Raw genomic sequence first — 20,005 nt, forward strand, 5'->3', positions numbered from 1 at the left:
TTATTAAGTATTAAGCTTTTCAGCCTCATCATCATGCACTTGATTCAACAGTACAAAATTCTTGTCGTATCTATCTCGTATTGTTCCAAAACTTTCCTTCGGCTGTAGACGGATTATTCTATCCATCACAGAATCTGTGACATGTGCATTTTTCCTAAAATTCTTGATTCTTTTTTCTCTGTCAGCCCAATGAGTATCTCCAGATAGACCATCTTTTATTTGATCTCTACAATATGCTACTGACTTCGGATTTTCTTTATCTTTTAGACTTTCAAGTGTAGTTTTTAAATTCTTATTTTTCTTAGTTTCAGCTTCTATTATTAGTTCTGTATCCTGAATTTTCTCTTCTAAACCTCCCAATTCACCTAAAAGAACAATAGTTTTAAGGCCATCTTCCTTTACTTTTACTCTTTCATTGACATAATCTTCATTGAAAATATGGATATCTGCCATATCAGAATAGACCGAACCACTTTCATCATATACGTAAGCATACTCAATGCCTTCAATTGCCGTACTTCCCGTCGCCTTTAAAATAGCGTCGGTTATAGTACTTTTTCCAGATCCATTTTTACCGTATATAATCGATAGCCTATCGTTTTCTGGAAAAACCTCTAGATTTGCCTCATCAGCAAAGTATCTACCTTTAAATTTTATAGCCTTTAACATTGTTTCCTCCCTAAGTCAAAAATACCAAACGAAAAGCCTTGACACATGGTCAAGGCTTTTTTATATCATCATGTATCAATTCTCTAGTGCTATTTCTATTTTAATAAGGCTTTCAGCTTCTCTACCTCATCATCGGTAAGTGTTACTCCCTTACCCATCTTTTTCATGTTCTTGTCGATCAATAATTTCCATAATCCGTTATAAGATACAGCCATATAATTCCTCTCTTATGGGGATTACCCATATTTGTGAAGAACTTTACGGTTCCTATAAATAGTCCTAAGCTACATTATACTCGTACTTTCGTATATTTTCAAATACAATTTTCGACTTCTCGAAAGTCATTTTCGAATTAATATCTAAATAGTTTTATTTTTACAATATAATTTGTAATTCTCTTATCAAAGGCATTCCGCTCTTCGCGCGGCACCATCTTTGATGGTGTTAAGGCGCGTCTTCGCAAAGTGGCGAGCAGTGCTTTCTTGTACAAAAAGCTACTTTTCGCTCGTTGGAGGCACATCCCAAATCCCTTTAAACAGCCTATCCGGCTGGCTACGCAATTCTTACGAATCGCTAAAATCTTCTGTTGGAATTTTTTCAGAAATGAAAAAAGATGGGAAATCTGCAAGTATGAAACTTACAAATTCCCCGATAAATTTATAGAGTGATTCCTCATTTTCTGGTACGTTCTTTCTTCTGCTCTTCATCATCCTTCAAGAACTGGTCAATGTCATATTTTGCTCTTTGGATTTCCTGCATTTCTTTCTTAGCCTGGCGATATTCACCATATAGTTTTTTCTTTTCTGCAAGAACTTCCGCATACTCAGCATTCAGTTCTTTTACCTTTAGAAGCTTCTTGACTCCCAGCTCATCAAAGGCATTCTTGGCAGCCTTATGAAGCAGAATCTCCTGCCGATGTTCCTCCAGGAACTTCTTACTGTATCCGCATTTACGATAATCCGCATATACGTCTTTCGTCTTTACATAATTTATGATGTGAGTCTTCAGAACCTGAATCTCAGCTAATCGTTTCTCCTTAATGGATGACGATAATTCATTAAAAGAAGTCACCGCTGTTTGAACTTTTTTCTCAGAACCCGAAGAAAATGAATTACCACAATGGGTTTGGACCAGTCTTGAATAATCACCTGAAAAAGCCGTCCATTTTCAAATTCCTACCGAATCATTTGACCGCATCTTATTTCAAACTTATCAAGCAGTTAAAGATGACTCTGGTGAATTTATGGGGGTTATCACTTTTATTCAAGATTTAAAGCCTGTTCTGGCAAGTTACCTAAATGAATCTGGTCAAGCAATCGTTGGCTGGTCCGATGTCACTTCTGGTCCTTCTAGCACAAATCCTATTTTCGATGATTAAAAAAGAGCCCAAAGGCTCTTTTTGCTTATTCTTAATCACGGTAAACAGGCTGGGCACCGTATGTTTGAGACACTGGCATCATTTCAATGCGGTTGAAGTTCACATGCTCTGGCTGACTAGCCACCCAAGAAACGGTGTTTGCGATATCTTCTGGCGTAATGGCGTGCGCTCCTTCGTAAAGTTTCTCAGCACGTTCATCGTCACCTTTGAAGCGGACATTTGAGAACTCTGTTCCTTCACAAAGCCCTGGTTCGATATTTGTTACACGAATCTTTGTCCCAGCAAGATCAGCACGCAAATTTAGCGAGAATTGTTTGACGAAGGCTTTTGATGCACCGTAAACATTGGCACCTGGGTATGGAATAGTTCCTGCTGTTGACCCAAGGTTAATAATCATCCCTGAATTACGCTTAACCATGTCTGGTAAGACTTGGCGTGTCAGATAAACAAGACCTACGATATTGGTATTAATCATGGTCATCCAGTCAGTAAAATCGGCCTCATATGCCTTGTCTAAACCAAGTGCCAAACCAGCATTATTAACTAAAAGGTCAATGTGTTGCCAAGCTTCTGGTAAACTTGCTAAAGCTTGATCAATGAGTTTTGGCTCAGAAACATCCATTTGTAAAGGATAAACCTTATCACTACCTAGTTCTGCTTGTAAGCTCTGCAATTTTTCCAAACGACGAGCACTGGCAATAACTTGATAACCATCTGCTACTAATTTCTTAACAATAGCTTTTCCAAAACCAGCTGAAGCTCCTGTTACTAATGCAATTTTTGTCATGTTACTCTCTTTCTATACTCTTCTGGATATAAGAAAGTCAGTTGGTTATCAGCCAACTGATTCTTTCTTATTATTCGTTCATGTCATCAACAGCCTGAGCTGCTGTGATAATAGCTAATTTATAAATATCTTCTGCACTTGAACCACGTGATAAATCATTGACTGGTTTGTTCAATCCTTGAAGAATTGGACCGATTGCCTCAAACATACCAAGACGTTGAGCAATCTTGTAACCAATGTTTCCTGATTGAAGGTCTGGGAAGATAAAGACGTTTGCTTGTCCAGCGACGTCACTATCTGGTGCTTTTACTTCTGCTGTACTTGGAACAAAAGCGGCATCAAATTGCAATTCACCATCGATAGCCAATTCAGGCTGACGTCCCTTAGCCAGTTGAGTGGCTTCACGAACTTTTTCAGCTTGAGGTGCTTTGGCACTTCCTTTTGTTGAAAAGCTAAGCATGGCAATCTTTGGATCAATGTCGAAAATTCTTGCCGTTTCAGCAGTGTTTAAAGCAATTTCAGATAATTCTTGAGCATTCGGATCAATATTGATAGCACAATCTGCGAACATAAAACGTTGATCAGTGCTTTCACGATTCATCAAAAAAACACCTGATGTTCTGGAAATACCTGGTTTTGTTTTGATGATTTGAAGAGCTGGGCGAACAGTATCTGCTGTTGAGTGAATCGCACCAGAAACCATACCATCAGCCAAACCAAGTTTGACCAACATAACACCAAAATAATTAACGTCTTTCAATAGACGATCAGCATCTTCAGGAGTTGCTTTACCTTTTCGGATTTCAAGAAAGGCTTCCTTCATCTCATCAAACTTATCATAAGTTTGCGGGTTAATAATCACATAGTTTTGATCAGCAAAACCGAATTTAGCCAGTAATTCTCGAACTTCCGTAGCTTCTCCTAAAATAATTGGTTCAATCAAACCTTCAAATTTTAAACGAGCGGCTGCACGAAGAACACGTTCATCATTTCCTTCAGGAAAAACAATTTTGAGGTTTTTACCAACAATTTTTTCCCTTAAGCTACCAAATAAAGATCGAATTCCCATAAAAATTAACCTTCCATCTATTTTTGTTGTAGCTTCATGATAACGCTATCAAAGTCATCTGTCAAGTTTGCACTTTGAATAATCTCTTTATTTGTGTAAGGGTCTACAAAACGTAAATAATGGCAATGCAGCGCTTGTCGCGTAATGCCAAGATCCATGCGACCACCATACAAATCATCTCCCAAAAGTGGGAAACCAATGTGAGCAAAATGCACACGAATTTGGTGAGTTCGTCCTGTGTGAAGTCGAATATCTACCAAAGCCACATCGCCAAAGCGTTCCACAACGCGATAACTTGTGTGAGCGTATTTTCCAGACGGATGAACGCGACGTGTGATAATACTATCTTCATCTCGAGCAATCGGCGCAATGATTTCACCCTCATCTTCTAGTTCACCTTGACCAGAAACCAAGGCATAATAACGTTTTTCAATGGTCTTACTTTGTAGTTGTTTATCAAGTCGAGCATGGGCATAACCGTGTTTGGCAAAGAGCATCAAGCCGCTTGTATCCTTATCAAGTCGAGTTACGATGTGAACTTGCTTGTTAGGATAATTTTGCTCCATGTAATAATATTTGACAAAATTAGCAATGGTATTTGAATGCAAAACACTTGGAATGCTTGCATAACCATGGGGTTTATTGATAATCAAAAAATGATCATCTTCATAGGCAATATCAAGGTCATGTTTGACTGGAATAAGGGTTTCATGTTCCTGTTCATCAGGAATTTCAATCGTCACCACATCTCCCACATCCAATAAATAAATGGCATTTTGCTCAACGCCATTTACCCAAATATTTCCACCTTTAAATTTAACTTTGGCTAATAAGCCTTTTGAAACATCATGTCCCTTTAAAAAGGTTTTTACTTTTGTTCGTCGGTCCGCAATAAATTCAAATCTCACGAATCTACTTCTCCTATAAAGGCATCTCTCACGCGCTCCCAGAAACTTGTATGGAAGGGTGTTGCCACAAAACTAATTTTTTTATTGTCAATACAATATTCAATTTTAGACACATTTTTATAATGCATGGTTTTGTTATCGATTGACACTGTATAAACGCCTTGGCGTTTAGGAATGATTTCAATTTTATCTTTTTTCGGCACAATCACAGATGACCCAAGAGTGCGATAAACACGGTTGTTAAGACTAGAAATCTCTGTCAACTGCATCGCTTCCATCGTTGGGTGCAAAATAGCTCCGCCTAAAGATTTATTGTAAGCTGTGCTTCCTGTCGGTGTCGATACCGAAATACCGTCACCACGGAAACGTTCTAACTTCACTTTATCAATGACAACGTCAGCAACCATTGTTTTCTCAATACGTTTGATGGCTACTTCGTTAAGGGCGCGCGCTTTCACCACACGACCATCATCTAAAGTAATTTTAGCTCGCAAAACTGGATAAGATGCCTTACGCCCCTTATCAGCTCGCAAATTCTCAATTAACTTTTCTACTTCAAAATCTCGGTAATCGGTGTAAAACCCCAGATGACCGGTATGAATTCCCACAAAGCGGACTTTATCAAGGATCTTTTCATACGTGTGAAAAGCAGACAACAGCATGCCATCACCACCAATGGAAATGACAATATCTGGATCTTTTTTAGACAAATAGAATCCTTTATCTTCCTTAAATGCCGCAAAAAGCTTTGAGGCAACTCGTCTACTCTGATATTTCCCGTTTGCTACGATAGCAACACGTGTTACTTTATCTGTAATATTCGTCTGTGTCATCACTATTTCCTACACCATCACTTAATTTCCGACTTGCGGGATCAAATAAAAGCTGTGCTTCCCTAATATCCTCGCGAATTTTTCGCATCTCCTCATCCAACTCAAGGGCAATTTTTGCTGTTGTTTCCAAACGTTTTTTAATTTCATCAGGAAACTCGCCTTTATATTTATAGTTCAATGAATGTTCAATCGTTGCCCAGAAGTTCATCGCTAAAGTCCTAATTTGAATCTCAGCTAGAACTGTTTTTTGACCATCAATGGTATCAACAGGATATTCCACAATAACATGGTATGAACGATAACCACTGGCTTTCATATGCGTGATGTAATCACGTTCCTGCACGATTTTCATATCATGTCGACTACGTAAAAGTGCCAAAACTTCATCAACGTCATCAACAAATTGAACCATAATACGAAGACCAGCAATATCTTGCAAATCTTGTTCAATGTTCTCTGGTTTAATCCCGCGTAGCACCATTTTTTCCTTGATACTTTCGACCGATTTTACACGACCAGTCACAAACTCAATCGGTGAATGTCGATTTTGTTTACGAAATTGCTTGCGGATTCCGCGCAATTTAATCTTCAATTCACCAACAGTTTGTATGTAAGGATCTAAAAATTTCTCCCAGTCCATCACATTTCCTTCCTAATGGGATGGGCTTGTCACGCAGACATAACCAATCCTTGTCAAAAAATTGACTTTTGTATAGAATTAATATAACAAACCCATTATACCATATTTCTAATTGAGGAAAAAAGGAAAATTATTTTATGACACACCTTGAAATTGAGTACAAAACATTACTCACTAAAGACGAATTCAATCGTCTCAACAGTCAACTTTCACACGTTACACCAGTAACGCAAACGAATTACTACTTCGATTCAGATAATTTTGACATGAAAGCACATCGCATGTCTCTTCGCATTCGGACATTGCCAAATCGCGCAGAAATCACATTGAAAATTCCAAAAGAAGTTGGTAATTTGGAATACAACTATGATTTGAGTGTGGCTGATGCCAAAGAAATCATCAAATCAGGTCAATTTCCAGAAGTTGATTTTTTGAGACTTATCGAAGAAAATGGTGTTAAACTATCAAGCCTTAAAAATTTTGGTAGTCTGACGACAACACGCCGCGAAACAATGACAGATATTGGTCTTATGGCTCTTGATAGCAATCAATATGCTGATATTAAAGACTATGAACTTGAACTAGAAGTTGAAAATGCTGAAAAAGGCAAAAAAGATTTTGACAACTTCTTAACTCAGCATGACATTGATTTCAAGTATGCTAAAAGCAAAGTTGCTCGCTTTAGCGCAACCCTTAAACGAAATTAAAGGCGCTTTTTCCTTAGAAAATGCTGAATTATTTCAGTTTTTTTGGTAAAATATAAGTATTAATTTTAAAGGAGTTTATTTATATCATGGCAGAACATTACGCCGACAAACAATTCAAGCTTTTTTCTCTTTCTTCTAACGTAGAGATTGCACAAAAAATTGCGGACGAAGTTGGAGTCCCTCTTGGAAAAGTGTCAACACGCAAGTTTTCAGACGGCGAAATCATGATTAACATCGAAGAAACAGTTCGTGGTGATGATATCTACATCATCCAATCAACTAGCTACCCTGTTAATGACAACCTTTGGGAACTCTTGATTATGGTAGACGCTTGTAAACGTGCCAGCGCCCACACTGTCAATGTCGTTATCCCTTACTTCGGATACTCACGTCAAGACCGTATTGCTGCATCACGTGAACCAATCACAGCTAAACTTGTAGCAAACATGCTTGTTAAAGCTGGTGTTGACCGTCTTTTGACTCTTGACCTTCACGCTGTTCAAGTACAAGGTTTCTTTGATGTCCCAGTTGATAACCTCTTTACTGTTCCATTGTTTGCTAAATACTACTGCGACCTTGGTTTGAAAGGTGAAGACGTTGTTGTTGTCAGCCCTAAAAACTCTGGTATCAAACGTGCTCGTAGCTTGGCTCAAACTCTTGATTCACCAATCGCTATCATCGACTACGCTGAAGATGATGCACACCGTGAAGAAGGCTACATTATCGGTGATGTTGCTGGTAAAAAAGCAATCCTTATCGATGACATTTTGAACACTGGTAAAACATTTGCTGAGGCAGCTAAAATCGTTGAACGCGATGGCGCTACTGAAATTTATGCCGTTGCTAGTCACGGTCTATTTGCTGGAGCTGCTGCAGAAAGCCTTGATGCTGCTCCTATCAAAGAAATCTTAGTAACTGACTCAGTTGCTACTAAAGAACGCTTGCCTAAGAACATTAAATACCTTTCAGCAAGCAAATTGATTGCTGACGCGATTATTCGTATCCACGAAAAAACTCCGCTCAGCCCACTATTCTCATATAACGCTAAAAAGGATTAATTTACTATATGATATATCTCGATAATGCTGCAACTACCCCTCTCACACCTTCTGTTATTGATGCAATGACAGAAATTATGGTCAACGATTTTGGTAACCCATCAAGTATTCATGGGATTGGACGTCACGCTAACCAGCGTTTGCGTTCTTACCGCCAGACCATTGCCTCAGCTTTAAAAACTGACCCACGCCGCATTATCTTTACATCTGGTGCTACTGAAAGCAACAACACTGCCATCAAAGGCTATGCTCTTGCTAACCAAGAAAAAGGTAAACACATCATTACCACTTCTATCGAACACCACTCTGTTCTTCATACAATGGAGTATTTGGAAAAACGTTTTGGTTTTGAAGTCACATACCTAAAACCTGAAGATGGTCATATTTCTGCTAAACAAGTGGCTGACGCTCTTCGTGATGATACGATTTTAGTCAGCACAATGTTTGCAAACAACGAAACAGGTGACCTTCTTCCCGTTAAAGAAATTGGCGAACTTCTCTCAGACCATCAAGCTGCTTTCCACGTTGATGCTGTTCAAGCAATCGGAAAAATTGATGTTTATCCTGAAGAGATTAAAGCTGATTTCCTTTCAGCTTCTGCTCATAAATTCCACGGACCAAAAGGTGTGGGTATTCTTTACTCAACACCACAACACTTTGATAATTTGCTCCATGGTGGGGAACAAGAAGAAAAACGCAGAGCTAGCACTGAAAATATGATTGGTATTGCTGGTATGGCAAAAGCCCTATCAGATGCTGTTGCTAACAAAGATGCTAATTACAAACACGTCCAAGAACTACGTCAAGCCTTCCTTGATGCTATTTCTGGCTTAGACTATTACATCAACGGTAGCCAAAACAAAATGCCTCACGTGCTCAACATTGGTTTTCCAAATCAAAACAACGGTATTCTCCTAACTCGCCTTGATTTAGCTGGTATCGCTGTTTCAACTGGTTCTGCATGTACCGCTGGTACTGTTGATCCAAGTCACGTCTTGGCAAGCCTATATGGTGAAGATTCACCACGTTTGGTAGAATCAATCCGCGTTAGCTTCTCAGAACTCAACACTATCGAAGAAGTTCAAGAACTCGCTAAAAAATTAATAGAAATTGTAGGAAAATAGGATGGCATTTGAAAAAGAAATCACTTTAAAAGACTGTCTTTACAGCTATGCTATTAGCGATAATATTAAAAAATATACGCTTCGTGACACAACCTTTACGCAAAACCGTATCGGTAATTACGAATTAACGCGTTTATTGGAAAAAGTCCCTAATTCAGGTGATGGATTCCCACTAAAAATCACTATCAACAAAGATTTGACAGGTTTCAAACTAAGCATCACTGACAAATCAGGGCTTCGTTTCGTTAATATCTTCAAATCTGAAGATAATAAAATCCTCCAAGAAAAATTCTATTTCTTGATGGACAGCCTCGTTGAACGTGATATTTTCACTAAAAAAGAAGCTTAATCAATAAAAACAACTCCCTAGCTACTTCTTATTAGCTTTGGAGTTGTTTTTTTACTCTATTTTGTAAAATTTGTTTTTAATTTCACAAAGTTTTTGTTACAATAGATGTAACAAGTAAAAGGGAGATGGTATTGTGACTACTGAGAAATCTATTCCTAAAGCAACGGCTAAGCGACTTTCGCTGTATTATCGTATTTTCAAACGTTTTAATACAGATAATGTCGAAAAAGCAAGTTCAAAACAAATTGCAGATGCTATGGGAATCGATTCTGCAACTGTTCGCCGAGATTTTTCCTATTTTGGTGAGCTAGGAAGACGTGGCTTCGGCTATGACGTCAAAAAATTAATGAACTTCTTCGCTGATATCCTAAACGACCATTCAACGACAAATGTTTTATTGGTTGGATGTGGTAATATCGGTCGAGCATTACTTCACTACCGTTTCCATGATCGTAACAAGATGCAAATTGCTATGGCTTTTGATACAGACGATAATGAAATTGTTGGACATCAAACATCAGATGGTATTCCAGTTTATGGTATCTCATCACTTAAGGAGCACGCACAAGAAGCTGGTATCGAAACTGCTATTTTAACCGTTCCGAGTACTAAAGCTCAAGAAGTTGCTGATATCTTGGTTGAAGCTGGTATTCGTGGTATTTTAAGTTTTTCTCCCGTTCATCTAAATGTTCCAAAAGGTGTCATCGTCCAATACGTCGACTTAACGAGTGAATTACAGACACTTCTTTATTTCATGAGTCAATCAAATCAATAACAAACTGCAATCCAACTGCTTTTTGCTTAGCTGAGTTTATTTAGTATTAGAATACTTTTTCTTGCCTGAGAGTTTTCCTTTCAGGTTTTTTTTAGTTTTACAGTACATCTGTTTCTTCCCTAAAACTATAATATTGGTATTTGCCTACTATAATGTGATCTAAACAGACTATGCCAATATCATCGCAAGCTCGTTTCATTTTCTCGGTAAATCGTAGATCATTTTCACTCGGTGCTGGTGAACCTGACGGGTGATTGTGAATAATAATCACTGAAGTTGCCATGTTTTTACAAGCATAGTACAAAATCTCACGAGGTTCTGCGATTGAACGACGAACCGAACCAATAAAAATCGTCCGTTGTTCGATAATGCGATTCTGAGTATCCAAATAAATCGCCACCAAATGCTCCTGCTTCTGATCGCTCAACTCTAACATCATCTTTCTAGCCAAACGTTCACTACTCATGATACGCTCTTTTTGGACATATTCTGCTTTGCTAATGCGCTTTGCCAGTTCAATCATTGCTTTGATTTCAATAGATTTGACATAGCCAATTCCTTTAATTTTTTGCAATTCTTGTAAGGATAAATGCTGAAAGTCAGCAAGTGTATCGATGTGTTTTAAAATATCATTAGCTACTTCTAAAACTGGTCTTGTCTTGGTACCTGTTCGTAATAAAATGGACAATAATTCTTGATTGCTTAATTGCTCGGCACCTAAATCTCTCAATCGTTCGCGTGGCAACATGGCATCTGCTTTCATTTCTATTGCATACATAAAAATACCTCCACTTATTTATTCGTAAGTTAGAGGTATTTTTTTCTTTAATTCGCTATTCTAAACGATTTTCTTGGCGTTTAGCGACATTGTCCTTGATAATCTGATAAAGACTAGCTGCTAAAGGTACAGCTACTAGCATTCCTAAAACGCCCCAAAGCGCTGCGCCAATGGTAATAGCCATCAATACCCACATACCAGGTAATCCGATTGAGCCACCAACCACGCGCGGGTAAATAAGATTTCCTTCAAATTGCTGAAGAACGACAAGGTAGATCACGAAGAAAATAGCTTGAGAGACTGACTGAGTTGCGATCAGAATAAATCCAATTGTCAAACCAATGTAAGCTCCTACAACTGGGATTAAAGCCGTGAAGGCCACCAGAATCCCGATAGTTGCTGCATAAGGCAAATGCAACAAAAGCATACCTCCAGCTGTTAAACTACCAAGAATCATTGCTTCCAAGGTTTGTCCGACAAAGAAACCATGGAATCTCTGGTGTAAAATATCTAAAACATAGTGGACAGTCTTAGCGTATTTTCCAAGATAAGAATCAATTAACAGATTAAATTGACGAGATAGTTGTTCTTTGCTAGCTAGCACATAAATTGAAAAGACCAAACTAATAAAGACATTCAGAAGCGTTGAGGCAATGGTACTTACTGACGTTAAAATGCTTGTCAAAACTGATAACACTTGATTCAAAATCTGTTGACTGTAGTCTGATAATGTCGTCGTCACATCTGATGATGTCCCAAAGTATGCCAAAACATCTTTGACAACTTTATTGTCATTAACTTCTTTGATAAAGTTTGCAATACCACTTGTATCAATCTTCAACAGTGAATTGATACTAGCAATCAAATCTGGTAGAACAATTGAAAAGAGCCAACTAATCAACAAGATAAAGGTTAAATAAGCCAAAATCATTGAGACAGCCCGTTTTACCTTCAAAAGGTATTTATTTTTAATCAGACGTGTGAAAATCATCTCATAAAGACTCATGACGATATTTACGATATAAGCAATACCAGCTCCAATCAGAAATGGCTGACTAGCTTTAATCACCGTCGCCACAAGTGATGTTCCCGTATCCCAATATGCCTTAATCGCGTAACATATCACAAAAGCAAGAACTATATAATAGACCTGTTTTTTCTCAAATTTCATGGGGAATAAATTCTCCTTAATAAAGTTATTCCCATTATAACAAATTTTATTAAAATGTCGAAAAGTCTGCTGCTTTACCTACTTTTATCATTTCAATCCCGCTCAAAGATATATTCTTGCGTGCTTGGATTATAAATCGATTGAACACACATTTCTTTTCCATCATAAGTTATTTTGAAAATCGCACAGTTTGCTGGACGTTTTTTAGGAGTCGGCGGATTTTTCGTAGCATGCAAATAAAACTGCATAATAGCTCCACCGTGGCTGACAAATAACAAAGTCTCATCTTCTTTGCTATCTTCCAAAACTTCACGAATAGTCCGCTCCATGCGCTCATAAACCTGAACATTTGACTCTCCACCATAACGTACGAAAAAGTCTCGATAGCCTGAGCCATCTTCGTGGTGAACTGGCGGATTCAAATACTCTTGATGTGCTTCATAAGCTCCAAAATCCATTTCCTTGATGCCTTTTAAGCGAATGTAGTCTACACGCCCAGTCGCTAGTTCAGCTGTGTCACAAGCTCTCTCTTGCGTTGACGAATAGACACGCGTGAAAGTAATCCCTTCTTGCTCAAAATACCGTCTTGCTGCCTTAGCTTGTTCAATCCCTTCCTCTGTCAATGGAGAATCACAAGCTCCTTGAATACGTCCTTGAACGTTAAAGCGAGTTTGTCCATGTCGCATTAGGTAAAATGTTTTAACCATCTTTTCCTCCCTAATCTCAATATAAGCAAACTAACTCAGTTGAATGCCTTCAACCGAGTTTAGCTTATTAATCATTTAAAATATTTGCACCGCGTGTTGCAATCAAATCTTTGTAATAGAAGAATGAATCCTTGCGTGAACGGTCAAAGCTACCATTACCTTGGTCATCCGCATCAACGTAAACAAAACCGTAGCGTTTAGACATTTCAGAAGTTGAAGCTGAAACAAGGTCTGTACAACCCCACCAAGTATATCCCATCAAGTCAACACCATCTTCAATGGCTTCATACATTTGTTTGACATGAGATTCCAGATAATCGATGCGGTATTGGTCATGGATAGAACCATCTTCTTCCACCTTATCAAGAGCGCCAAGACCATTTTCAACAACCATAAGCGGTACTTGGTAACGGTCATAAAGCTTATTTAAAGTGATACGAAGTCCGACAGGATCAATTTGCCAGCCCCAGTCAGAAGCTTCCAGATATGGATTAGGTTCGCTTAGAATAAGGTTCCCTGCAGTTTCTTCACCAGATTTTTGCTTACGCGCAATAGAGCTCATGTAATATGAGAATGACATGAAATCAACAGGGTATTTTTCAAGAATTTCCAGATCACCATCAGCAATTTCTAACTCAATATTGTTTTCTTGGAAGAAACGTTTCGCGTATGAAGGGTATTTACCACGCACTTGAACATCAGAGAAGAAAAGATTTTCATGGTCTTTTTTAATTTCTTCCATGACATCATCAGGATTACATGTAGCTGGATAAGCTTGCATGCGCGCTAGCATACAACCAATTTTAAAGTCAGGATTGATTTCATGACCAACTTTTGTGGCTAAACTTGATGCCACAAATTGGTGATGCGCTGCTTGATACATCTCTTGCAAATTCAATTTACCATCGTCAAATAAGAGGCCACCAGACAAGTAACCTGTCATACCAATAATGTTGATTTCGTTAAAAGTCAACCAGTATTTGACTTTATCTTTGTAGCGATTAAAGACTGTTTCAGCGTAACGCACAAAGCAATCAATCACTTTACGATTCTTCCAACCGCCATATTCTGTGATTAGATGAATTGGAAATTCATAATGTGACAATGTCACAAGTGGTTCGATGCCATGCTTATTAAGCTCATCAAAAACTTTGTCATAAAAGGCTAGCCCTGCTTCATTTGGAGTGGCATCATCACCATTTGGAAAAATACGTGACCAGGCAATTGACATACGGAAAGTCTTAAAGCCCATTTCCGCATAAAGAGCAATATCTTCTTTGTAACGGTGATAAAAATCTGAACCCCAACGTTTCGGATATAAACCTTCTGTGTCATTTAAAGCAGCATCCAATTTAGCACGAGTCATTGGGCTATTGAATTCACTTCCCATTGATTTTCTCTCTTCTGGCGCTACTGCACGTGACGTATCTGAGGTAGCAGGTCCGCGTCCATCAACATTCCACGCACCTTCAAATTGATTGGCAGCTGTTGCACCACCCCATAAAAAATCTTTTGGAAATTGTTTTGTCATATTTTCTCACCTCATACTTTAGTTTACTCTTGTATTATATCTTGAAATGTAAGTGTTTTCTATCACTATTATCTTAAAAAACAATACTATCACATGATAATAAAACTATTTCCTCACCTTAGAGGAAAAATCTTTTCAAAAAATGAAATCAAGTATGAAAACTACTCATTTTTCATTCATTCTATAGAAGAAAATTTGACAAAAGCCCTTTCTCTCTATATAATTAATTAGTTGAAATTATTCTATTTTTTCTGAAAATGGGAAATATATTTTAATAAGTAGTACTGATTTAATGGCTAAAAGATAAAGAGTCACGATGATTTACCCTTTAACCAATGATTACAGTACTATGACTGACTTAGGAGTTTAATTATGTATAATTTTCTATCGTCTTTAGACAGTCTAGTCTGGGGACCACCTCTTCTTGTTCTTCTTGTTGGAACAGGAATTTATTTGTCTTCTCGCTTAGGATTATTGCAAGTTTTCCGCCTCCCAAAGGCCTTAAAACTGATCTTTAAATCTGAAGCAAAAGGTAAAGGGGATATTTCAAGTTTTGCTGCACTAGCCACTGCTCTTGCAGCAACTGTCGGTACTGGTAATATTGTCGGTGTCGCAACTGCCATCAAACTTGGTGGTCCAGGGGCACTTCTTTGGATGTGGATGGCCGCATTCTTTGGAATGGCTACAAAATATGCTGAAGGTGTTTTAGCCATCAAATACCGTACAACAGATGCAAATGGTGAAATTTCTGGTGGTCCAATGCACTACATTGTTAATGGGATGGGAAAACGTTGGAAACCTTTGGCCATTGCCTTCTCAATTTTTGGGGTAATGGTTGCCTTGTTTGGTTCAGGGACTTTCACACAAGTTAACTCAATCACTGATTCACTTAGCAACACTGTTGGCTGGTCACCAAAAATCATCAGTATTGTCTTGGCTGTCCTTGTCAGCATTATCATCTTCGGTGGTATTCAATCAATTTCAAAAGTTGCTGAAAAAATTGTTCCTTTTATGGCAATCATTTATATTCTAGCAACAATTACAATTCTTGCTTTCCATTGTAACCAAATTCTTCCAAGTATTGCTTTGGTTATTAAATCAGCCTTTACTGGAAAAGCAGCAACTGGTGGTTTTGCTGGAGCAACTGTTATCACAGCTATCCAAGCTGGTATCGCACGTGGTATCTTCTCAAATGAATCTGGGCTTGGTTCTGCACCAATCGCTGCTGCTGCTGCGAAAACTGACGAACCTGTTGAACAAGGTCTTGTTTCTATGACTGGTACTTTCATTGATACCATCATTATTTGTACCCTAACAGGACTTTCAATTATTGTTACTGGTGGTTGGTCAAGCAATCTTAACGGAGCAACTTTGACACAATCAGCATTCTCTACTGTCTTTGGAAACTTTGGTGTCTATGCTTTGACATTCAGTTTAATTCTCTTTGCCTTTACCACAATTCTTGGTTGGGGATATTACGGAGAACGTTGTTTTGAATTCCTATTTGGTGTCAAAGCTATTCCAGTTTACCGCATCATTTTCATCGCTATGGTCGCTCTTGGCGGTTACATTAGCCTTGAAACTATTTGGGTTATCGCTGATATCGTTAACGGTTTGATGGCAATTCCAAACTTGATTGCCTTACTAGCCCTTTCACCAATTATTATCAAAGAAACAAAACACTATTTCGATACACATTAAAAAATAAGAGATTAGGGATTATCCTAATCTCTTATTTTTCCTCTTAAAGAAAACGCTTATTAACGGGATTTCTGTGCCAAAAGAGGCGTTTTAGTGATATAATAAAAGGTAGCTCAAATTTAACATAATCTACTGATACATTTATAACCTCATTTGAACAAAGGAGGCATTTCTTATGTCAACACCAGAAGAAAACCTACGCTTAGCAAAACGAGGGCCCATTGTTAGTATTATTGCCTACATGGTCATCACCTTATTGAAGCTAATCACTGGTTATTTTTTGAATTCATCATCATTAATCGCTGATGGTTTTAACAACTTGTCTGATATTCTCGGAAATGTTGTACTTTTAATTGGACTACATTTGGCGAGCAAACCAGCCGATGAAGATCACCGCTTTGGTCATTGGAAAATGGAAGATTTATCAAGTTTGATCACTTCTTTCATCATGTTCTACATTGGCTTTAAAGTTCTCTTTCAAACCATTGAAAAAATCATCTCAGGTAGCATGACACCTCTTGATCCTGAAGGTGCCATTGTCGGAGTCATCTCTGCAGCGATTATGTATGGTGTTTACCTTCACAATAAACGCCTCTCACAACGTGTCAAATCAAGCGCACTCTTAGCCGCATCAAAAGATAATCTTTCTGATGCTGTCACTTCTATCGGTACTTCTGTAGCCATCCTCGCAGCTTCATTTAACTTAGTCATCATTGATAGATTGGCTGCCATCGTTATTACTTACTTCATTTTGAAAACAGCCTATGATATTTTTATCGAAAGTGCCTTTAGTCTTTCAGATGGCTTTGATCAAAAAGAACTCCAAAAATACAAAGAAGCTATCCTCAAATTACCAAAAGTTTCAAATGTCAAATCACAACGTGGTCGCTCGTATGGAAGCAATATTTACCTTGATATCGTTGTTGAGATGAATCCTGACCTATCAGTTTACGAAAGCCACGAAGTCACTGAACAAATCGAAGAAATTCTTCGTAAAGATTTCTCTGTTTACGATACTGATGTTCACGTTGAACCAGGAGCAATCCCTGAAGATGAGATTTGGGATAATGTCTACAAAAAGCTTTATAAAGCCGAAAAAACCATTCTCGCTAAGATTCCAGATTACGAAAACCTTATCTCAGATGACTTCTACCTTATCGATGTTGACGGTCATTCCTATACCAAATCTGAAATGACTGCTCGAGAAAGACACTACATGAGCAATATCGAAGCTTTTGAAATGACATCTATCAGTCAAAAAACAAAGCTTATCACTTACAAGCTCGATAATATGACTCATACAAGTATCTGGCGTCGGAAGGAAAATTGGTTCCTTGTCTTCCACCAAATCACTCCACAAACAACAAATTCTCAAGATTAACCGCAAAACCAGGATTAATACTCCTGGTTTTTTAGATGCTTAGAACTAATCAGTTATTTTAATTAACTGGTTAACTATTTTATATTATAGCACGATTTTATTGATAATCAAGAAAAAAATGAAAACTAAAAAAGTTCTAAGTTTCACTACTTAGAACTCTTTTAATTTATTTTTTAACGGCATCAGTTGCCACGTCATCACCAAACCATTTGTTTGAGATTTCTTGGAACTTGCCTTCTTGATAAAGTTTTTGGAAAGCCTGATTGATTTTCTTAACCAATGTTTTATCAGCTTTTCTAGCCCCTACAGCAAAATCTTCACCATCAAACTCACTAGCAATGATATTGTAGTTATCTAATTCACCTTCTTGTTCAAGGTAATAATTAGCGTAAACTTTATCGATCAAGAGACCATCAATACGATCGTTTTTAAGATCAATGAGGGCTTGTGTGAAGGTTTCATACTGTGTCGCATCACCACCAGATACAATATCTTTCAAAACTTTTGGTTTTGCATTGAAAGCATCGTAACCAGATGAACCTGATTGAGCTCCGAGGACTTTATCTTTCATCCCTGCAAAACTTGTAATTCCTGAAGATTTTTTAGTGACTAGCACTTGTTCATTAACCATGTAAGGATTTGTAAAGAGAACTTTTTCGGCACGTTCATCACTAATAGAATAACCATTCCAAATCAAATCAATCGTACCGTTGTTCAATTCAGTTTCTTTCATATCCCAGTTGATTGATTGCCATTTCACTTTAATACCATACTGTTCAAAGACGGCATTGGCAAGATCGATGTCAAAACCAACATTTTTGCCATCTTCATCTTCGTACCCCATTGGTACAAAAGTGTTATCAAAACCAATCGTAATCTTACCATCTTTTTGATAAGTTTTCCATTGGTCTGTCTTAGCAACTTTTTTTGATGACGATGACCCGCAAGCAGCTAAACTAACTGTCGCAACAAGCGCCATAGCACTTAAAAGAACTTTTTTCAATTTCATAAAGACACCTAATGAGACTTTCTGTTATTTTGGATTAATTTTTAAAATGTGATCTGAAATCGTTTCTGCAAATTGTAAATCATGGGTAACCACAATCTGAGTCATTCCAGCTTCTCGGTTTTGTAAAATCAATTTTTCAACTTCTTGACGTAATTCTGGGTCAAGCGCTGACGTTGGTTCATCATAACCAATGATTTGAGGATCAATCATCATCGCACGAGCAAGGGCGACACGTTGCTTTTGCCCACCTGATAATGAGTAAGGATAAGCATCCGCATGTTCTCCCAAACCAAGACGTTTAAGAAGACCAAGCGCCTTTTCTTTTGCCGCTTCTTTTGTCATTCCCATTGTTTTAACAGGTGACAAAATCAAATTATCTAAAACAGACAAATGTGGGAACAATTGAAAATCTTGGAAAACAAAACCAAGCAAGTTTAGTGTCTCTAAGTGATCAATCGGAACAACTTCACCATTATAGATGATTTCACCCGAATCAATTTTTTCAAGACCAGCAAGCATACGTAGCAAAGTGGTTTTACCACCACCTGAAGGTCCTACAAGAGACAAAATTTTACCATCTTCAATTGTTAAATTAAAATGATCAAAAATTTTCTTTTGACCAAATTGTTTGGATATATTTTTTAATTCTAACATCTGGTCACCTCTTATTTATAATAATCAAATTTTTTCTCAGTTTGTTTTGAAATCAAGGTAACAATACCAATCATAAGCAAGTAAATAGCCCCTGCCACAAACATCGGTGCAAGTGTTGCATCACGGTTGGCAGCTGTCTTACTTGCAAGTAACAAATCACCAACCCCAAGAACATAAACGAGTGAAGAGTCTTTGACAAGGTTGATAATTTCATTGAAAACACTTGGTAAAACAATCTTGAAAACCTGTGGCAAAATAATATAATGAATGGTTTGCAACTGATTTAATTTCAAAACTTTTGCAGCTTCGTATTGACCTTTAGGAATAGCAGCAATCCCACCACGGAAAATTTCAGCAAAATAAGCTGCATAATTCAAGGTAAATGCCAAAATTGCCGCAGGCATACGTTCCATAACCACTCCTACACTTGGTAAAACATAGTAGAAGAAAATAAGTTGCAATAGCAATGGTGTTCCACGCATAATCCATACATATAATGTCAACAACCATTGCAAAGGTTTAAATTTAATCTGCATCAAAAAAGCTAGGATAGCACCAATCGGAATGGAAAGCACAATAACAATACAGAAAACTTGCAAAGTTACCGCAGCGCCATCTAACAAGCTAGGCAGAACTTGTGAAATATATGACATGTTATCTCCTAAAAAGAATTTGTTACTATTATAGTATTATATCAAATTTTCAAACAATTGGGGAGCAAAGAAGAATATTTTATCATTTGACCTTATAAAAATGAATTCGAATAACATAACTAT

At 37.7% G+C, this 20,005-nt stretch carries 20 protein-coding genes and 1 pseudogene; 7 read left to right on the forward strand and 14 right to left on the reverse strand.

The window, feature by feature from the left end; all coding sequences use genetic code 11:
• Positions 1 to 3: 3 nt before the first annotated feature.
• The 7 genes and pseudogenes from E0E02_RS09500 to E0E02_RS02185 all read right to left on the reverse strand — a co-directional run bounded on the left by E0E02_RS09500 (position 4) and on the right by E0E02_RS02185 (position 6,284).
• Complete coding sequence (locus tag E0E02_RS09500; protein ID WP_206282012.1) at positions 4 to 669, reverse strand: AAA family ATPase; 666 nt, start codon at positions 667 to 669, stop codon at positions 4 to 6.
• A 672-nt stretch (positions 670 to 1,341) separates the two neighbouring features.
• Positions 1,342 to 1,728: pseudogene (locus E0E02_RS02155) on the reverse strand (relaxase); the annotation flags it as partial.
• Positions 1,729 to 2,078: 350 nt separating this feature from the next.
• Positions 2,079 to 2,834, reverse strand: a complete 756-nt coding sequence (locus E0E02_RS02165) for an SDR family oxidoreductase (RefSeq protein ID WP_074601781.1) — start codon at positions 2,832 to 2,834, stop codon at positions 2,079 to 2,081.
• A gap of 70 nt (positions 2,835 to 2,904) precedes the next feature.
• The gene (pta, locus tag E0E02_RS02170) at positions 2,905 to 3,903 is read right to left on the reverse strand and encodes a phosphate acetyltransferase (RefSeq protein ID WP_039696970.1); all 999 of its coding nucleotides are present in this window, start codon (positions 3,901 to 3,903) and stop codon (positions 2,905 to 2,907) included.
• A gap of 17 nt (positions 3,904 to 3,920) precedes the next feature.
• Positions 3,921 to 4,811, reverse strand: coding sequence for an RluA family pseudouridine synthase (locus tag E0E02_RS02175; protein ID WP_074868817.1), 891 nt, complete (start codon positions 4,809 to 4,811; stop codon positions 3,921 to 3,923).
• Entirely contained in the window at positions 4,808 to 5,644 is an 837-nt protein-coding gene (locus E0E02_RS02180) for an NAD kinase (protein WP_039696972.1), read from the reverse strand. The genes E0E02_RS02175 and E0E02_RS02180 overlap by 4 nt, the downstream gene beginning before the upstream one ends.
• Positions 5,619 to 6,284 (reverse strand): GTP pyrophosphokinase family protein, encoded by a 666-nt coding sequence (locus E0E02_RS02185; protein WP_039696973.1) that lies wholly within the window; start codon positions 6,282 to 6,284, stop codon positions 5,619 to 5,621. The genes E0E02_RS02180 and E0E02_RS02185 overlap by 26 nt, the downstream gene beginning before the upstream one ends.
• Positions 6,285 to 6,421: 137 nt before the next feature.
• On the opposite strand from E0E02_RS02185, the gene E0E02_RS02190 reads away from it, so the two are divergent.
• The 5 genes from E0E02_RS02190 to E0E02_RS02210 all read left to right on the forward strand — a co-directional run bounded on the left by E0E02_RS02190 (position 6,422) and on the right by E0E02_RS02210 (position 10,297).
• Positions 6,422 to 6,991 (forward strand): CYTH domain-containing protein, encoded by a 570-nt coding sequence (locus E0E02_RS02190; protein WP_133017736.1) that lies wholly within the window; start codon positions 6,422 to 6,424, stop codon positions 6,989 to 6,991.
• A gap of 86 nt (positions 6,992 to 7,077) precedes the next feature.
• Positions 7,078 to 8,049 (forward strand): ribose-phosphate diphosphokinase, encoded by a 972-nt coding sequence (locus E0E02_RS02195; protein ID WP_039696974.1) that lies wholly within the window; start codon positions 7,078 to 7,080, stop codon positions 8,047 to 8,049.
• 8 nt (positions 8,050 to 8,057) lie between these two features.
• Entirely contained in the window at positions 8,058 to 9,173 is a 1,116-nt protein-coding gene (locus E0E02_RS02200; protein ID WP_133017737.1) for a cysteine desulfurase family protein, read from the forward strand.
• A 1-nt stretch (position 9,174) separates the two neighbouring features.
• Positions 9,175 to 9,522: a DUF1831 domain-containing protein gene (locus tag E0E02_RS02205; protein ID WP_039696976.1), complete on the forward strand. Its 348-nt coding sequence runs from the start codon at positions 9,175 to 9,177 to the stop codon at positions 9,520 to 9,522.
• A gap of 133 nt (positions 9,523 to 9,655) precedes the next feature.
• Positions 9,656 to 10,297 carry a redox-sensing transcriptional repressor Rex gene (locus E0E02_RS02210; RefSeq protein WP_039696977.1) on the forward strand — a complete coding sequence of 214 codons (642 nt, stop codon included), beginning with the start codon at positions 9,656 to 9,658 and terminating at the stop codon, positions 10,295 to 10,297.
• A 97-nt stretch (positions 10,298 to 10,394) separates the two neighbouring features.
• Here the strand turns inward: E0E02_RS02210 and radC are convergent, their stop codons facing one another.
• The 4 genes from radC to E0E02_RS02230 all read right to left on the reverse strand — a co-directional run bounded on the left by radC (position 10,395) and on the right by E0E02_RS02230 (position 14,484).
• Positions 10,395 to 11,075, reverse strand: a complete 681-nt coding sequence (gene radC, locus E0E02_RS02215) for a DNA repair protein RadC (RefSeq protein WP_014334663.1) — start codon at positions 11,073 to 11,075, stop codon at positions 10,395 to 10,397.
• A 55-nt stretch (positions 11,076 to 11,130) separates the two neighbouring features.
• On the reverse strand, positions 11,131 to 12,246 hold the full coding sequence (locus E0E02_RS02220; protein ID WP_074563535.1) for an AI-2E family transporter: 1,116 nt from the start codon (positions 12,244 to 12,246) through the stop codon (positions 11,131 to 11,133).
• A 92-nt stretch (positions 12,247 to 12,338) separates the two neighbouring features.
• Entirely contained in the window at positions 12,339 to 12,953 is a 615-nt protein-coding gene (locus E0E02_RS02225) for a histidine phosphatase family protein (RefSeq protein WP_133017738.1), read from the reverse strand.
• A gap of 67 nt (positions 12,954 to 13,020) precedes the next feature.
• Positions 13,021 to 14,484, reverse strand: coding sequence for a glycoside hydrolase family 1 protein (locus E0E02_RS02230; protein WP_133017739.1), 1,464 nt, complete (start codon positions 14,482 to 14,484; stop codon positions 13,021 to 13,023).
• A 372-nt stretch (positions 14,485 to 14,856) separates the two neighbouring features.
• Between E0E02_RS02230 and E0E02_RS02235 the strand changes: the two genes are divergently transcribed.
• Together E0E02_RS02235 and E0E02_RS02240 are read left to right on the forward strand one after the other, a co-directional pair.
• Complete coding sequence (locus E0E02_RS02235; protein WP_074601767.1) at positions 14,857 to 16,185, forward strand: sodium:alanine symporter family protein; 1,329 nt, start codon at positions 14,857 to 14,859, stop codon at positions 16,183 to 16,185.
• Between the two features lie 175 nt (positions 16,186 to 16,360).
• The gene (locus E0E02_RS02240) at positions 16,361 to 17,566 is read left to right on the forward strand and encodes a cation diffusion facilitator family transporter (RefSeq protein WP_133017740.1); all 1,206 of its coding nucleotides are present in this window, start codon (positions 16,361 to 16,363) and stop codon (positions 17,564 to 17,566) included.
• Positions 17,567 to 17,732: 166 nt separating this feature from the next.
• On the opposite strand, the gene E0E02_RS02245 is transcribed toward E0E02_RS02240, so the two are convergent.
• The 3 genes from E0E02_RS02245 to E0E02_RS02255 are packed head-to-tail and all read right to left on the reverse strand — an operon-like array spanning position 17,733 to position 19,882.
• The gene (locus tag E0E02_RS02245; protein WP_074601763.1) at positions 17,733 to 18,575 is read right to left on the reverse strand and encodes an amino acid ABC transporter substrate-binding protein; all 843 of its coding nucleotides are present in this window, start codon (positions 18,573 to 18,575) and stop codon (positions 17,733 to 17,735) included.
• Positions 18,576 to 18,599: 24 nt separating this feature from the next.
• Complete coding sequence (locus E0E02_RS02250; RefSeq protein ID WP_074482136.1) at positions 18,600 to 19,229, reverse strand: amino acid ABC transporter ATP-binding protein; 630 nt, start codon at positions 19,227 to 19,229, stop codon at positions 18,600 to 18,602.
• Positions 19,230 to 19,240: 11 nt separating this feature from the next.
• Complete coding sequence (locus E0E02_RS02255) at positions 19,241 to 19,882, reverse strand: amino acid ABC transporter permease (protein WP_133017741.1); 642 nt, start codon at positions 19,880 to 19,882, stop codon at positions 19,241 to 19,243.
• Between the last annotated feature and the right edge of the window lie 123 nt (positions 19,883 to 20,005).

This window comes from Streptococcus sp. KCJ4932, from assembly GCF_004352745.1.
Taxonomy (GTDB): domain Bacteria; phylum Bacillota; class Bacilli; order Lactobacillales; family Streptococcaceae; genus Streptococcus; species Streptococcus ruminicola.

Excerpts from the sequence above, each read along its gene's own strand:
- E0E02_RS02235 (WP_074601767.1), top strand. The coding sequence starts at position 14,857 with ATGTATAATTTTCTATCGTCTTTAGACAGTCTAGTCTGGGGACCACCT.
- E0E02_RS02255 (WP_133017741.1), bottom strand. The coding sequence starts at position 19,882 with ATGTCATATATTTCACAAGTTCTGCCTAGCTTGTTAGATGGCGCTGCG.
- E0E02_RS02195 (WP_039696974.1), top strand. The coding sequence starts at position 7,078 with ATGGCAGAACATTACGCCGACAAACAATTCAAGCTTTTTTCTCTTTCT.
- E0E02_RS02250 (WP_074482136.1), bottom strand. The coding sequence starts at position 19,229 with ATGTTAGAATTAAAAAATATATCCAAACAATTTGGTCAAAAGAAAATT.
- radC (WP_014334663.1), bottom strand. The coding sequence starts at position 11,075 with ATGTATGCAATAGAAATGAAAGCAGATGCCATGTTGCCACGCGAACGA.
- E0E02_RS02185 (WP_039696973.1), bottom strand. The coding sequence starts at position 6,284 with ATGGACTGGGAGAAATTTTTAGATCCTTACATACAAACTGTTGGTGAA.
- E0E02_RS02220 (WP_074563535.1), bottom strand. The coding sequence starts at position 12,246 with ATGAAATTTGAGAAAAAACAGGTCTATTATATAGTTCTTGCTTTTGTG.
- E0E02_RS02225 (WP_133017738.1), bottom strand. The coding sequence starts at position 12,953 with ATGGTTAAAACATTTTACCTAATGCGACATGGACAAACTCGCTTTAAC.
- E0E02_RS02245 (WP_074601763.1), bottom strand. The coding sequence starts at position 18,575 with ATGAAATTGAAAAAAGTTCTTTTAAGTGCTATGGCGCTTGTTGCGACA.
- E0E02_RS09500 (WP_206282012.1), bottom strand. The coding sequence starts at position 669 with ATGTTAAAGGCTATAAAATTTAAAGGTAGATACTTTGCTGATGAGGCA.
- E0E02_RS02240 (WP_133017740.1), top strand. The coding sequence starts at position 16,361 with ATGTCAACACCAGAAGAAAACCTACGCTTAGCAAAACGAGGGCCCATT.
- E0E02_RS02190 (WP_133017736.1), top strand. The coding sequence starts at position 6,422 with ATGACACACCTTGAAATTGAGTACAAAACATTACTCACTAAAGACGAA.
- E0E02_RS02205 (WP_039696976.1), top strand. The coding sequence starts at position 9,175 with ATGGCATTTGAAAAAGAAATCACTTTAAAAGACTGTCTTTACAGCTAT.
- E0E02_RS02230 (WP_133017739.1), bottom strand. The coding sequence starts at position 14,484 with ATGACAAAACAATTTCCAAAAGATTTTTTATGGGGTGGTGCAACAGCT.
- E0E02_RS02200 (WP_133017737.1), top strand. The coding sequence starts at position 8,058 with ATGATATATCTCGATAATGCTGCAACTACCCCTCTCACACCTTCTGTT.
- pta (WP_039696970.1), bottom strand. The coding sequence starts at position 3,903 with ATGGGAATTCGATCTTTATTTGGTAGCTTAAGGGAAAAAATTGTTGGT.
- E0E02_RS02165 (WP_074601781.1), bottom strand. The coding sequence starts at position 2,834 with ATGACAAAAATTGCATTAGTAACAGGAGCTTCAGCTGGTTTTGGAAAA.
- E0E02_RS02180 (WP_039696972.1), bottom strand. The coding sequence starts at position 5,644 with ATGACACAGACGAATATTACAGATAAAGTAACACGTGTTGCTATCGTA.